Here is a 12,658-nt window from a genome sequence, read left to right on the forward strand (position 1 = left end):
CTTTGGGCCCGTTTACCGGGCCCAATGCTCCGCATTGTCGATCATGCCCATTTCGGCCTTCATCTTGGCCGAAGCCCGGATGCGGCCACGGCCATCGGCTTCAAGCTTGGCCTTCAAGGCGCGGATCGGCGGCGCCCAGATGAACCCGAAGCTGACCGTGCCATCGCGGGTTTCCACCACATGATGCAGCCGGTGCGCCTGCACGATGCGCTTGAGATAGCGGCCTTGCGGGTTCCAGCTGTGGCGCAACCGGCGGTGCACGATGACGTCGTGAAATCCGGCGTAGATCGCGCCGTAGCCGGTGATGCCCATGCCGATCCACCACTTGGCATCAAAGCCGTTCATCGATCCCCACACGATCAGCACGATGGCCGGCACCGCGCCCATCACCGCAAACCAGTCGTTCTTTTCAAAGGCACCCTTGCGCGGTTCATGATGCGATTTGTGCAGGCTCCACAAAAAACCGTGCATCACCCAGCGGTGCGCGACATAGGCCACACCTTCCATGAACGCCAACGCCCCGAAAAAATAGAGGATTCCCGGCCAAAACTGCATTCACTCAACTCCGATTTGTGGACCACATATAGTGACGCAGGGCCTTTTCATCATCTGCATATTGCCGCAGTGACACCCCCATGCACAAGCCGCGTCCCACGCCGCACGACGGAAAAATCAGCCAGGGCCTCGGCCTGCTGATCACGCTGGCGTGGTTGGCTGTGCATCTTGGCTGCATTTTTGGCCCGCCGGTCACCGCCTGGCCGCCGCTGGCGCTGGCCGCGGTGCTGCTGGTGCAGGCCTGGCTGTCCACCGGGCTGTTCATCATTGCCCATGATTGCATGCACGGCGCCTTTGCGCCGGGGCAGCGGGCGCGCAATCGGATGGCCGGGCGGGCGGCGCTGATGCTCTACGCCGGGCTGGATTATGACCGGATGGCGCCGGCGCATTTCGCGCACCACCGAATGGTGGGCACCGATCAGGACCCGGATTTCAATGCGGCCGCGCCAAATTCGCCGCTACGCTGGTTCCTGCATTTCTTCGGCAATTATTACACGCATATCCAATTGGTGCGGATAACCGCGGCGGCCTGCATCTACATGGCGCTGGGTGCCAGCCTGATCAATTTTGCGGTGTTCTGGGCGGTGCCGGCGATCATGGCGCTGGGCCAATTGTTCTTTTTCGGCACATTCCTGCCGCACCGCCACAGCGGGCAGCCGTTCGCCGATCAGCACCGCGCCCGCAGCGTCGGGGCCGGCGGGCTGGTGTCGTTAATCAGCTGTTTTCATTTCGGCGGCTATCATCACGAACATCATCTGTTTCCCCAAACCCCATGGTGGCGATTGCCCGATGCCCGCAAGAAACACCCTGTCTAAATCGGCGGTATTGATTGCGCTGTGCCTGCTCGCCGGCTGCGCGTCGCCGTCGCAGCGCATCACCAGCAAGCTGGTCGATCTGGGCATGCCGAAACGCCAGGCCGTTTGCATGGGTGACCGGCTCGGCCAGCGCCTATCGGTCGGGCAATTGCGCCGCTTGCAGCAGTTGAGCGGCATTCGCGCCGATCGGCTTGACCGCATGACAATCCGCGAAATCGCCAGCAAGTTGACCGACGAAAAAGACCCGGAATTGATCGCCGAATTGATCCGCGCCGGCATCGGCTGCGCAATCTGATCGGCAAATTGCAACGGCGGATCTTTCTGGTTGGCGGCGCCGGCGCGGCGGTGACTGCCGCCGTGATCTGGGCGGTTATGGCAGCCAATCCGCCACGGGAAGCCAATCTTTCGGATGTCCCGCCCTATGCCGTGCTGAACAACGGCCCGGCTGAAACCACGCCGCTGCCGTTTCTTGACAATGACCCCGACGCCGGTTCCGGCGCAGCGAGCCCGGCGGCCAATGGTGAACCCCATTATCGTTATTGCAGCGATGCACGCGCCGCCGGTGCCGCGCCGCTGCAGCGCGGCGATCCTGGCTATGCCGCGCATCTTGATCGCGATGGCGATGGTGTTGCGTGTGAGCCCTATCGCGGGCGCTGACGACAAGCCGCGCTGACGTTTCGCGCCGGGTCTGCCGTCCTTTATTCCTTGTTTTTCAACGTCGATCCGCGCCGCGGGCGGGATTCTAGCGGCAACTTGAAATAATCATTGCGCAAAAATAAACGTATATTTTAGAGGTGGTTTATAGTTAACAAAATCTTACGTTTCTCGTAAGATTCGGGGGTCGGTATATGGCAATGTTTCGGCAACAAATTGCAACAGCCATGCTCTGCGCCGTGTTTCTGGCAGCGCCGGCCGCTGCAACGGCGACGATCACGGCCACGGCCAACAGCTTTGCCAGCCGGGAAGCGCTGACATGGACCAGCATCCGCCCGTCCGGCACCATCACGCAGATGGGCGTGCTGGCGTCGCGCATCAATGCGCAAACCAGCGGTCGCAGCGCGTTGCTCGGCGGCACTGCGCCAGGCGGCTTTGCGGCCTTCTGTATCGAACCCCTCGAATTTCTGGCGGTTGGCACGCCGGTCAGCTACAATCTGGCGCCCTTGTCGCGCGCTGCCAGCGGACTGAGCCGCCTCGGCATCGGCACCGCCAAGGCCAATCTGATCAGCGAATTGTTCGGACGCAACGCGCCAAATGGCGGTTTTGGCACGATGACCGCGCTGACGACCATCGCTTTTCAGTTGGCAATCTGGGAGATTGTCATGGAAACGCCCGGCAATCGGTTGAACGTCGAGTCCACCTCCGCCGATAAGGGCAATTTTTATGTCGCCCGCACCAGGAATACCACTGATGCTTTCCTGACGGCAAACCGCTGGCTGAGCGAGCTCACCGGTACCGGTCCACGCGCCACGGGGCTGGTTGTGCTGCAGAACGGCAATTTTGGTCAGGTCGGCAACCAGGATCTGCTCGCCTTCGCTGGTGTTCCCGAGCCTGCCAGCTGGCCGATGTTGATCTCCGGCTTTGGCTTGGTTGGCGCCGCGCTGCGGCGGCGGCGCGCGGCCATCGCCGCCTGATTTACCGCCCCGCCCCCCGCCGTTTGGCGCTGAAGCCCTTTTTCTTCATCTTCTCAAACCGCGTCGTGCGCGTGCCAGGCGCGCCGCCCATGCTGCGGCCGTGTACGGGCGCTGCGCGGCCGTCGGCGGGGATACCAAGCTCATCCATTTCCAGCCGGCGGATCTGGTCGCGGATGGCGGCCGCGGTTTCAAATTCCAGATCGGATGCCGCCTTCTTCATCTGCTCTTCCAGGTCGGCGATATAGGCTTTCAGATTGTGGCCCACCATGTGCGGCGTGTCGGTGTCACCGGTGTCCACCACCATGCCGTCCTTCATGCTGACATCGGCCAGCAGATCGCTGATGTTGCGCTTGATGGTGGTGGGCGTGATGCCATGTTCCAGATTATAGGCCGATTGCCGCGAGCGCCGGCGATCGGTTTCGGCCATGGCGCGTTCCATGCTGCCGGTGATGCGATCGGCATAGAGGATCACCCGGCCCTCCACGTTGCGCGCCGCACGGCCGATGGTCTGGATGAGCGACGTTTCTGACCGCAAGAAACCTTCCTTGTCGGCATCCAGGATCGCCACCAGCCCGCATTCGGGAATATCGAGGCCCTCGCGCAGCAGGTTGATGCCAACCAGCACATCATACACACCCAGCCGCAAATCGCGGATCAACTCGATGCGCTCCAGCGTTTCCACGTCGCTGTGCATGTAGCGCACGCGCAAGCCCGCTTCGTGCAGGAATTCGGTCAAATCCTCGGCCATGCGCTTGGTCAGCGTCGTCACCAGTGTGCGATAGCCCTGCGCCGCAACCTTCTTGGCCTCCTGAATCAAATCCTCGACCTGATCCTCCACCGGCTTGATCTCCACCGGCGGGTCGATCAGGCCGGTCGGGCGGATGACCTGTTCGACAAACACGCCGCCGGTCTTGTCCATTTCCCATGGGCCGGGAGTGGCGGACACAAACAACGTCTGCGGCCGCATCGCTTCCCATTCGGCAAAGCGCAGCGGGCGATTGTCGATGCAGCTGGGCAGGCGAAAGCCATATTCGGCCAGCGTCACCTTGCGGCGGTGATCGCCCTTCGACATCGCGCCGATCTGCGGCACGGTCACGTGGCTTTCATCGATGAACAGCATGGCGTTTTCGGGCAGATATTCAAACAAGGTCGGCGGCGGTTCGCCGGGCAGGCGGCCGGTGAGGAAGCGGCTGTAATTTTCGATACCCGCGCAGCTGCCGGTGGCGGCGATCATCTCCAGATCGAAATTGGTGCGCTGCTCCAGCCGCTGCAATTCCAGCAACTTGCCTTCGATCGTCAGCTCCTTCAGCCGCTCGGTCAGCTCATGGCGGATGGCTTCGGATGCCTGTTTCAGCGTCGGGCCGGGCGTCACATAATGGCTGTTGGCGTAAATCTTGATATGCTCCAGCTTGGCCACGGTTTCGCCGGTGAGCGGATCAAATTCGCTGATCGCTTCGATATCGTCGCCAAAGAAGCTGATGCGCCAGGCGCTATCTTCGTAATGGGACGGGAAAACCTCCAGACTGTCGCCGCGCACCCGGAAATTGCCGCGCGTGAAGCTGAGGTCACCGCGCTTGTACTGCATCGCCACCAGCTTGCGCACGATCTCCTTCAAATCGCCGCTGCCGCCCTTTTTCAGGCTGAAGGTCATGGCGGAATAGGTTTCCACCGATCCGATGCCATACAGGCACGATACCGACGCGACGATGATCACATCATCGCGTTCCAGCAGGGAGCGGGTGGCCGAATGGCGCATCCGATCAATGGCTTCGTTAACGCTGGATTCCTTTTCGATATAGGTATCGCTGCGCGGCACGTAGGCTTCGGGCTGATAATAGTCGTAATAGGATACGAAATATTCGACCGCATTTTCTGGAAAGAAGCTTTTGAATTCACCGTATAATTGCGCCGCCAGCACCTTGTTGGGCGCCAGAATCAGGGCAGGGCGCTGCACCGCTTCGATCACCTTGGCCATCGTAAAGGTCTTGCCCGAACCCGTCACGCCCAGCAGCACCTGATCGCGGTTGCCGGCGTTGGCCTCGGCCACCAGTTCGGCGATGGCGCCGGGCTGGTCGCCGGCCGGCGTATATTCGGTGCTGAGCACAAAAGGCCGGCCACCTTCGGACTTGTCGGGGCGGGCCGGGCGGTGCGGGGTGAACTCGGTCAGCTCCGTTTCGGCGAGGTTGGTGCGAATCTGGATGGCCATAGTCCCAATATGTGGCCCGGTCGCTTTTTGTTCCAGTGGTGATTTTGGCGCGGCAGCCAGTTTTCAGCGCGCCATGCGGCGGATGGATTTGACCGCGCCGCCCAGATGCGCTGCAAACAGCAGCGCCAGCACAACCGGCAGCGCGCCCCGGTGCAGACGGGCGGCGAGGGGATCAGCCGGCAAATTCGGCAGCTTGAGCCCATAAAGATCAATCGGCGCGGGCGCCATGGCCAGGCCGGTCACGCAAAGCGCCGTCATCGCAGCATACAGCAGGAAATGCGCGGCATGCACCTTGGTAGGACTCGGCGGGCCGGGGCGCAGCAACCGTTCGAACATGCGCGCCAGGGTGGCCAAGAAAACCGCGCCGCCCAGCGCCATGTGGGCATCCAGAAATTCGGCGCGCAGGCTGTTTTGGGGGGCAAGAATGCTGACGAATTGCCCGATGGTGAAGGCGGCAATGACCAGCGCCGCGCTGCCCCAATGCAGGCCGCGCGTGATGGCACCGTAAGCCTGCGGCGTGCTGCGCAGCGGCAGTTCATCCACCGGGCGCCGGAATTGGCGGGGGATCGACCATAGCAGCAGCGCCGCGCCAAGCGTGATCAGCCCGGCCTGGATATTGAGCGCCAGCGGCGTCATGCTGCCCGCCGGCGCAGCGGCAAAGGTCGAGTCCTGATTGGCCAGCACGATCGACCACGCCATGAACCCCAGCGCCACCGCCGCCACCAGACTGCCCAGCGCCCGCAGCGCCGCGAAAGGCGCGTTGAGCGTGAGCGCCAGCGTGAGCGCGAGGCCAAGATACAGGCTTGTCATGCTGGCCTATCCAGCCGAGTGCGATGGCGTTGGCAAGAGGGCAGGCGCGATGGGCGAGAAATTCGAACGGCACAAGCAGGCCTGGACCAGCGATGAAGTGCAGAAACTGCACATGCTGGCCAAAAAGAACATGCCGCTGCGCGCCATCGCCAAGGCGCTCACCCGCAGCGAGGAATCGGTGAAGGCGCGGGCGCGGGAGGACAAATTGGCGATTGCCAGCTTGCGCTGATGGGTGCGGTCATTCTGCCCTGCGGCGAGGTGCGTGCTGGCCAACACAGCGGCGGGCGCTATCGCTGTTGATATGGTCCAAAATGCGCAAACAGCCGTGCTGTACAATAGCCAATGTCCGGTCTGTGATGCCGAGATCGCGCACTATGCGCGCTATGCCGGCAAGGCCGGCCTGCCGATCCGCTTCGACGATCTGAACACGGCCGCGCTTGGCCAGTGGGGGCTGAACCCGGACGCTGCCGCTCGCCGCCTCTATGTGCAGCATGATGGCGTGCTCGTGTCCGGCATCCCGGCATTTCTGGTGCTGTGGGCGCAAATGCCCAAGTACCGCCTGCTGGCAAAATTTGTGGGCCTGCCGGGGATCAGGCAGATTGCCGCGGCCGCTTATGACCATGTGTTTGCCCCGGCGCTGTACGGCTGGCACATGCGGCGACCGGGAAAGCACGCGCCGCGCGCTTCCCGCTGAGGCAACAGGTTCCGGCTTTTAGGCCGCCGCTTCGGTCTCGCGCGGCACCCCGTTCACCACATGCTCGGCCACGCCGAGATCGCGGGCAATCTCGCGCGCGGTCATCTTGGCCGACATCATCACCGAAGGCGTGCCGCCGCCTGGCTGCGTGCCCTGGCCGACCAGATAAAGATTGCGCACGTCTTCGGATTTGTTGTGCGGGCGGAAGAAGGCGGTCTGCGTCAGCACCGGTTCTACCCCAAAGCCGTTGCCCAGATACGATCCCAGCGTTTCGGCAAAATAATCCGGCGTAATGAAGCTCTTGTGCTTCAGGCGCGCTGCCAGATCGGGAATATAGTTGCGCTCCTCGAGGAAGGTCAGCACCCGGTCACACAGTTTCGGCCCTTCCACGGCCCAATCGAGCCCGCTGGCATTGTTGGGCACCGGGATCAGCGTGTACGCGGCGTGATGGCCGGGGGGCGCCAGGCTGGGATCGGTGAGCGTGGGGATGTGCAGATATTGCGAGAAATCCGGGCTCATCACCTTCTTCTCGAAGATCTCGTTCAGAAGCGCCTCATAACGCGGGCCGAGGATGATGTTGTGGTGGCGCAGATCAGGATCATTTTCGCGGCGTTCATATCCAAAATAGATCACCATCAACGACATGGATTGCTTGCGGAATTTCACCAGCATATCGCGGTTGATGCGCCGGTGCGACTTGTCGATCAGTTTCATGTAGGTTGTGGCGTAATCGGCGTTCGACACCACGACATCGGCCGCGATGGTTTCACCAGTCTTCAGCCGCACGCCGGTCGCCACCCGCTTCTGCACTTCGATCTGCTCCACCGGTGCATTCAGCCGCAGCCGGCCACCCATCTCTTCAAATTTGGTGATCATCGCCTGCACCAGCGCGCCTGTGCCGCCTTTGGCGTAATGAATGCCCCAGGTCTTCTCGACAAAGTGGATCATTGCATAGATCGCCGGCACCTTCATCGGGTTGCCGCCAACCAGCAGGGGCTCAAAGCTGAACACCTGGCGCATCTTGTCAGATTTGAAATATTTGCTGATCAGGCTGAACAAAGGCTGCACCGCGCCTAGCTTGAACAGATCGGGTACCACGCCGAGCATCGATCCCAGGCTGCCGAAATAGGTGTAGCCCAGCTGCAGGAACCCGCGCTGGAAAATGGCGCGGGCCTGTTCGTGGAACGCCTCATAACCTTCCAGATCCTCGGGCGCCAAACGCTTGATTTGCTCCCGGGTGCTTACCGGATCGCCATCATAATCAAAGAAGGTGCCATCATCGAAATAGATGCGATAAAATGGCAGGATCGGCATGACCTCAAGATATTTGCTGGTGTTCGGCCCGCCTGAGTTGCCTTCCCGGATGCGGCTGTTCTCATCGAGCACATGCTGCGGAAAATCCGGCTCACCCAGCATAGCATGGTCCTGCTGCAGGCTGAACAATTCCTCGATGAAATGCGGCACGGTCAGCACCGTCGGCCCCATGTCGAATACAAAGCCATCGGCCCGGCGCACATAGGCCCGCCCGCCCGGCGCATCCAACGCCTCGACAATCTCGGTATCAAAGCCAAGGCTCTGCAGGCGCATGGCACACGAGATGCCGCCAATTCCTGCCCCGATTACAACCGCTTTGCGCCGTGCCATAGTCTGCTTACCTGCCAGTTAATCGCCGTTCGTTAGCCTCTTAGCCGGTGTGAAACAAACTTGATATTGTCGCATGCGTGGCTGGCGCTGCGGCACAGCACGATATCAGCCGGTTCCTGCGAATGAAGTATAGCGCCCGCGCTGTTCCTGCCGCTACCGATCCCGAAACCAACCGGTAACCGCAAACCGCGCCGCCGGCGCAAAGCCGGGCACGTAGGACACATTATGATCCCGCGGCACCAGGAACATGTTCAGTGCGTTGAAGCGCGGGCGGTAGCCGTGAATGATATCGCCATCATCGTTGTAAAAGTTCAGATACCCGCCCCAATCCGGCGCCCAATCCACCGTGGCAAAGCTGAACACATAGGCCACCAGCCAGTTCTGATCGGAAATATCCTGATGCAGCGACAGAAATTGCTGCTGGCCAAACAAGGTTGCTTGCGCATCGGCCCAGGCAATCTGCGGCAGCGCCGTGATTTCGCGCACCAGATCGATCACCGCCGGTGAATTGATCCCGGTAAACAACTGATCATGGCGAGGGCCAGCCGACCAGCCCTGCCGATAGGCGTCATAGGCCTGATATTGTGTGTAGATGAAACCGAACTGGCCCTCTGCCTGCGCCGCGCCCAGCTTGCCATAAATTGCCTGCCAATCGGTCTGGCTCAGCGCGCCGGCCGCGTCGTGCCGCAATTTGTGCGGGCCATCGCTGCCAGCCTGCCAGGAAATGCCCCATGGGGTGTGATTGGCCAGCAGATCGGCAATCGCCGCCGCCGATTCCTCGGTGAGCACGTCACGGATCTGCACCCGGCCATCGGCGGCGAAGGCAGCCGCAAGGCTGGCGCGGTCAAGCGCCGGATTGATGACGAACAAGGGAGAATGATCGGCCATGGCCACACAAATGTGCCGCGCCTGACGATGGCGCGCAAGACCGAACTGCCGCGGCCGGAGCAGCATGCGCGCATGGCAATTTGATGTGCCGGATTCGGTGGTGACGCGGGCAACATCCGGCGATGATAACCGTTCAGTTGTAAACCCTACTTTACATAAGCAAATATGAATCAAATATTAAGTTTGGAAATATCAATCACTTGCCAAGAGTTTTCAATCTGGCACGATTCATGCATTAATGTTTCAGCAATATATTTGCAAGGGAGATTTAAATGATCAAGAAACTGCTCGTCACGGCCGTGCTTTCTTTGGCCTCGATGTCCGCGTCCGCAACGACACTTGTCGATGGCGGGTTTGAAGCCAAAGGCGCGGCGCTGCCGGTTACCAACTATTGCTATGATGGTCTGGCAACGCCGGGCGGCCCGGCGTGCGCTGCCAGCCCTTGGGTTGGTGGCGGTGTTATCATCAGCGGCAGCGGTCCTTGGGGCGGCGTCGCTGCTCCAGAGGGCGGCTATTACGGCTTTGTCCAGATTGACCAGACCGTGTCTCAGTCGTTCACTGCCACGGCAAATGCCAAGGGATCGATCAACTGGGTCGACCGTAATCGGCCCGGCAATTTGGCGCAGAACTATAAGGTAACGCTGAGCAACGGTGTCTGGACGTACACGCTCGGCAACTACAGCGGTGATCTCTTCACGTTTGCACCGCGCACGTCGGCCGATTTCTGGTTGGTCAGCGGTGACACCTACACGGTGGCGTTCAAAGGACTGACGACCTATGACGGCACCGGCGCCACAGACCGGACCGTGTTCATCGATAATGTTGCGTTGACGACGATGGCCGTTCCCGAACCCGCCACGTGGGCGATGCTTGTGGTCGGTTTCGGCCTCGTCGGCCTGGCCCGCCGCCGCAGCAACGCCGTCGTTGCTGCCTGAGCCATTGCATCACACACTCTGTGTGATTGAACCATAATCGGGGCTGCCGGCAACCGCTGGCAGCCCCTTTTCGTTTGGTTCTTGTTGGCGCGGCCAGCGGCCAAGCCGCCGAGGTCGCTTGGCGTGGGGGCATGACAAGTGCGGCAGCCTCCCGTAAAGCCATTACCGCCATGACCTACAGCAGCGACTTTCTCCGGCGTCTCGAAACGCGCGGTTTCATTCATCAGGTGACGGATGCGGCGGCGCTGGACGGCGCGGCGCGTCAATCGAGTTCAGGGGGCGTCATCACCGCCTATGTCGGCTTTGATTGCACGGCGCCTTCGCTGCACATCGGCAATCTGGTTTCGATCATGATGCTCCGCCATCTCCAGCAATCCGGGCACAAGCCAATCGTGTTGATGGGCGGCGGCACCACCAAGGTGGGCGATCCTTCGGGCAAGGACGAGGGGCGGCAGCTGCTGTCTGACGCGCAGATCAATACCAACATGGCCAGCATCCGCCGTATCTTTGAGCGGTTCTTGACCTTTGGCGATGGGCCAACCGATGCGGTGATGGTCAACAATGATGATTGGCTGTCCGGCCTCGCCTACATCCCGTTTTTGCGCGACGTGGGCCGGCATTTCTCGATCAACCGCATGTTGACGTTTGACAGTGTGCGCACCCGGCTGGACCGGGAGCAGCCGCTGTCGTTCCTGGAATTCAACTACATGATTTTCCAGGCCTATGATTATCTGGAACTCAATCGCCGTTTTGGCTGCACGCTGCAGATGGGCGGCAGTGACCAGTGGGGCAATATCGTGGGTGGCACCGATCTGATTCGCCGGATCGAGGCGAAAGACGCTTATGGCCTGACCACGCCGCTGATCACCCGCGCCGATGGTGCCAAGATGGGCAAGACCGCCGCCGGCGCGGTGTGGCTGCACGAGGATCAGCTGCCGCATTTCGATTACTGGCAATTCTGGCGCAACACCCATGATGCCGATGTTGGCAAGTTTCTGCGGCTGTTCACCGATCTGCCGCTGGATGAAATCGCCCGGCTGGAGGCGCTGGCGGGCGCCGAGATCAACCATGCCAAGGATGTGCTGGCCACGCAGGCCACCGCGCTGTGCCGGGGCCGGGCGGCGGCTGAGGCTGCTGCCGAAACGGCGCGCGCCACCTTTGCCGAAGGCGGCGCCGGCGAGGACTTGCCGCAGTTTGCTGTGGGTGCGCCGGTGACGATCATCGACGCGCTGATCGGTCTGGGCTTTGCGGCATCCAAAAACGAGGCCCGCAAATTGGTGGCGCAGGGCGGCGCGCGCATCGATGGCGACGCGGCGGGCGGCGACGGCGCGCTGGTTGCGCCGGGCCAGAAGGTGAGCGCCGGCAAGAAGCGCCACGGCTTGGTTGTCGCTGCCTGACGCCTATTTGGCCGCCGGATTTGCCGGCAAGTTCAGCGTCACTTTCAGACCGGGCTGATTGTCCGACAATGCGATGGTGCCGCCGTGTAGCCGCGCCACTGCGCCGGCCAGCGACAGGCCCAGCCCGGCGCCCTGCATGCCATCCTTGCGCGGCCCGCGCGCTGCATCCAGCCGGCCAAAGCGGCGCAGTGCTTCGGCGCGGCGGCCGGCCGGGATGCCGGGGCCGTGATCGGCCACCCATAGTCGGATGCCCGCAGCGCTGCTGTCGGCGCCCAGTTCGATGCGCTGGCCGCTGCCGGCATAACGCAGGCCGTTGTCGATCAGATTGGCCAGCGCCCGGCCCAGCAACTGGCGGTGCGCCAGCGCTGGCACCGGTGCCGGCGCCGACACGGCCAGCGTGACGCCGGCATCTTCGGCCAGCGGCTCATACATGTCGGCCAGATCGGTGATCATGGCGGCCAGATCGACATCGGCAAAACTGTCCCGCCCGATGCCGGCTTCGGCGCGGCTGATTTCCATGCTGTTGTCCAGCATTGCCAGCAGCGATTGCGCTTCGGCCGATACGGCGGCCAGATCGCTGGCATCGACGCTGGTGCCGTGCGACAACCGCTCGATACGGGCCTTCAGCCGGGTGAGCGGGGAGCGCAGATCATGCGCCAGGCCATCGGTGACCGTGCGCAGCTCATCAATCAACGCCTCGATGCGCGCCAGCATGACATTGAAGGCCTGGCCCATCGAATCAAAGGCATCGCCGGGCGGGCCGGCCGGCACAGCCACCCGCGCGTCCAGCTTGCCGGCCGTCACGTCGCCGACCACGCTGGCGAGGTCGCGGGCGCGATCCGTTATGATGCGGGTGATCAGCAGGCTTGTCAAAAACGCCAGCGCCATCGCCATGGGCAGCGCCAGCAACAGCGCCGTGGTGAGGGTTTTTTGCAGCTCCACCTCGGCGGCCAGGCTGCGGCCGATCAACAGACGGTGGCCCTGCGGCATCGGCCGGGCGTTGACCATGAACGGTGCGGGCTGGCCACCCTGATCGGCCATGCCGGTCACCCGGTAAAAGCCTTCATCGCGCGGCACCACTGT

The 12,658-nt window shown here is 62.1% G+C and carries 14 protein-coding genes; 8 read left to right on the forward strand and 6 right to left on the reverse strand.

Annotation, left to right across the window (positions count from 1 at the left end; all coding sequences use genetic code 11):
• Positions 1-12: 12 nt before the first annotated feature.
• Positions 13-555: a sterol desaturase family protein gene (locus ABWP50_RS07170; protein ID WP_353217309.1), complete on the reverse strand. Its 543-nt coding sequence runs from the start codon at positions 553-555 to the stop codon at positions 13-15.
• 80 nt (positions 556-635) lie between these two features.
• Here ABWP50_RS07170 and ABWP50_RS07175 point away from each other — a divergent pair, with 80 nt between their 5' ends.
• The 4 genes from ABWP50_RS07175 (at position 636) to ABWP50_RS07190 (ending at position 3,001) form a co-directional block, all read left to right on the forward strand.
• The gene (locus tag ABWP50_RS07175) at positions 636-1,370 is read left to right on the forward strand and encodes a fatty acid desaturase (protein ID WP_353217310.1); all 735 of its coding nucleotides are present in this window, start codon (positions 636-638) and stop codon (positions 1,368-1,370) included.
• The gene (locus tag ABWP50_RS07180) at positions 1,345-1,665 is read left to right on the forward strand and encodes a hypothetical protein (RefSeq protein ID WP_353217311.1); all 321 of its coding nucleotides are present in this window, start codon (positions 1,345-1,347) and stop codon (positions 1,663-1,665) included. Before ABWP50_RS07175 ends, ABWP50_RS07180 begins: the two co-directional genes overlap by 26 nt.
• An 8-nt stretch (positions 1,666-1,673) precedes the next feature.
• Positions 1,674-2,027 (forward strand): excalibur calcium-binding domain-containing protein, encoded by a 354-nt coding sequence (locus tag ABWP50_RS07185; protein ID WP_353217312.1) that lies wholly within the window; start codon positions 1,674-1,676, stop codon positions 2,025-2,027.
• A 224-nt stretch (positions 2,028-2,251) separates the two neighbouring features.
• Positions 2,252-3,001 carry a PEPxxWA-CTERM sorting domain-containing protein gene (locus ABWP50_RS07190; protein WP_353217313.1) on the forward strand — a complete coding sequence of 250 codons (750 nt, stop codon included), beginning with the start codon at positions 2,252-2,254 and terminating at the stop codon, positions 2,999-3,001.
• A 1-nt stretch (position 3,002) separates the two neighbouring features.
• Here ABWP50_RS07190 and uvrB read toward each other — a convergent pair whose 3' ends face one another.
• Together uvrB and ABWP50_RS07200 are read right to left on the reverse strand one after the other, a co-directional pair.
• Positions 3,003-5,207 (reverse strand): excinuclease ABC subunit UvrB, encoded by a 2,205-nt coding sequence (gene uvrB, locus ABWP50_RS07195; protein ID WP_353217314.1) that lies wholly within the window; start codon positions 5,205-5,207, stop codon positions 3,003-3,005.
• 63 nt (positions 5,208-5,270) lie between these two features.
• Entirely contained in the window at positions 5,271-6,017 is a 747-nt protein-coding gene (locus tag ABWP50_RS07200) for a cytochrome b/b6 domain-containing protein (protein WP_353217315.1), read from the reverse strand.
• A 49-nt stretch (positions 6,018-6,066) separates the two neighbouring features.
• Between ABWP50_RS07200 and ABWP50_RS07205 the strand changes: the two genes are divergently transcribed.
• Both ABWP50_RS07205 and ABWP50_RS07210 read left to right on the forward strand, forming a co-directional pair.
• Positions 6,067-6,246 carry a hypothetical protein gene (locus tag ABWP50_RS07205; RefSeq protein ID WP_353217316.1) on the forward strand — a complete coding sequence of 60 codons (180 nt, stop codon included), beginning with the start codon at positions 6,067-6,069 and terminating at the stop codon, positions 6,244-6,246.
• A 72-nt stretch (positions 6,247-6,318) separates the two neighbouring features.
• Positions 6,319-6,711 carry a thiol-disulfide oxidoreductase DCC family protein gene (locus ABWP50_RS07210; RefSeq protein ID WP_353217317.1) on the forward strand — a complete coding sequence of 131 codons (393 nt, stop codon included), beginning with the start codon at positions 6,319-6,321 and terminating at the stop codon, positions 6,709-6,711.
• Between the two features lie 18 nt (positions 6,712-6,729).
• Here ABWP50_RS07210 and crtI read toward each other — a convergent pair whose 3' ends face one another.
• Positions 6,730-8,355 carry a phytoene desaturase family protein gene (crtI, locus tag ABWP50_RS07215; protein WP_353217318.1) on the reverse strand — a complete coding sequence of 542 codons (1,626 nt, stop codon included), beginning with the start codon at positions 8,353-8,355 and terminating at the stop codon, positions 6,730-6,732.
• 153 nt (positions 8,356-8,508) lie between these two features.
• Entirely contained in the window at positions 8,509-9,243 is a 735-nt protein-coding gene (locus tag ABWP50_RS07220; RefSeq protein ID WP_353217319.1) for a 2OG-Fe(II) oxygenase, read from the reverse strand.
• 272 nt (positions 9,244-9,515) lie between these two features.
• Here ABWP50_RS07220 and ABWP50_RS07225 point away from each other — a divergent pair, with 272 nt between their 5' ends.
• Together ABWP50_RS07225 and tyrS are read left to right on the forward strand one after the other, a co-directional pair.
• Complete coding sequence (locus tag ABWP50_RS07225; protein ID WP_353217320.1) at positions 9,516-10,178, forward strand: PEPxxWA-CTERM sorting domain-containing protein; 663 nt, start codon at positions 9,516-9,518, stop codon at positions 10,176-10,178.
• A gap of 170 nt (positions 10,179-10,348) precedes the next feature.
• Complete coding sequence (gene tyrS / locus ABWP50_RS07230) at positions 10,349-11,575, forward strand: tyrosine--tRNA ligase (RefSeq protein WP_353217325.1); 1,227 nt, start codon at positions 10,349-10,351, stop codon at positions 11,573-11,575.
• Between the two features lie 3 nt (positions 11,576-11,578).
• On the opposite strand, the gene ABWP50_RS07235 is transcribed toward tyrS, so the two are convergent.
• The coding region (locus ABWP50_RS07235; RefSeq protein ID WP_353217321.1) for a sensor histidine kinase at positions 11,579-12,658 on the reverse strand (1,080 nt) is incomplete at its 5' end.

This window comes from Sandarakinorhabdus sp. (assembly GCF_040398645.1).
Classification (GTDB): domain Bacteria; phylum Pseudomonadota; class Alphaproteobacteria; order Sphingomonadales; family Sphingomonadaceae; genus Sandarakinorhabdus.

Excerpts from the sequence above, each read along its gene's own strand:
- ABWP50_RS07170 (WP_353217309.1), bottom strand. The coding sequence starts at position 555 with ATGCAGTTTTGGCCGGGAATCCTCTATTTTTTCGGGGCGTTGGCGTTC.
- ABWP50_RS07175 (WP_353217310.1), top strand. The coding sequence starts at position 636 with ATGCACAAGCCGCGTCCCACGCCGCACGACGGAAAAATCAGCCAGGGC.
- ABWP50_RS07180 (WP_353217311.1), top strand. The coding sequence starts at position 1,345 with ATGCCCGCAAGAAACACCCTGTCTAAATCGGCGGTATTGATTGCGCTG.
- ABWP50_RS07190 (WP_353217313.1), top strand. The coding sequence starts at position 2,252 with ATGCTCTGCGCCGTGTTTCTGGCAGCGCCGGCCGCTGCAACGGCGACG.
- uvrB (WP_353217314.1), bottom strand. The coding sequence starts at position 5,207 with ATGGCCATCCAGATTCGCACCAACCTCGCCGAAACGGAGCTGACCGAG.
- ABWP50_RS07200 (WP_353217315.1), bottom strand. The coding sequence starts at position 6,017 with ATGACAAGCCTGTATCTTGGCCTCGCGCTCACGCTGGCGCTCACGCTC.
- ABWP50_RS07205 (WP_353217316.1), top strand. The coding sequence starts at position 6,067 with ATGGGCGAGAAATTCGAACGGCACAAGCAGGCCTGGACCAGCGATGAA.
- ABWP50_RS07210 (WP_353217317.1), top strand. The coding sequence starts at position 6,319 with ATGGTCCAAAATGCGCAAACAGCCGTGCTGTACAATAGCCAATGTCCG.
- crtI (WP_353217318.1), bottom strand. The coding sequence starts at position 8,355 with ATGGCACGGCGCAAAGCGGTTGTAATCGGGGCAGGAATTGGCGGCATC.
- ABWP50_RS07220 (WP_353217319.1), bottom strand. The coding sequence starts at position 9,243 with ATGGCCGATCATTCTCCCTTGTTCGTCATCAATCCGGCGCTTGACCGC.
- ABWP50_RS07225 (WP_353217320.1), top strand. The coding sequence starts at position 9,516 with ATGATCAAGAAACTGCTCGTCACGGCCGTGCTTTCTTTGGCCTCGATG.
- tyrS (WP_353217325.1), top strand. The coding sequence starts at position 10,349 with ATGACCTACAGCAGCGACTTTCTCCGGCGTCTCGAAACGCGCGGTTTC.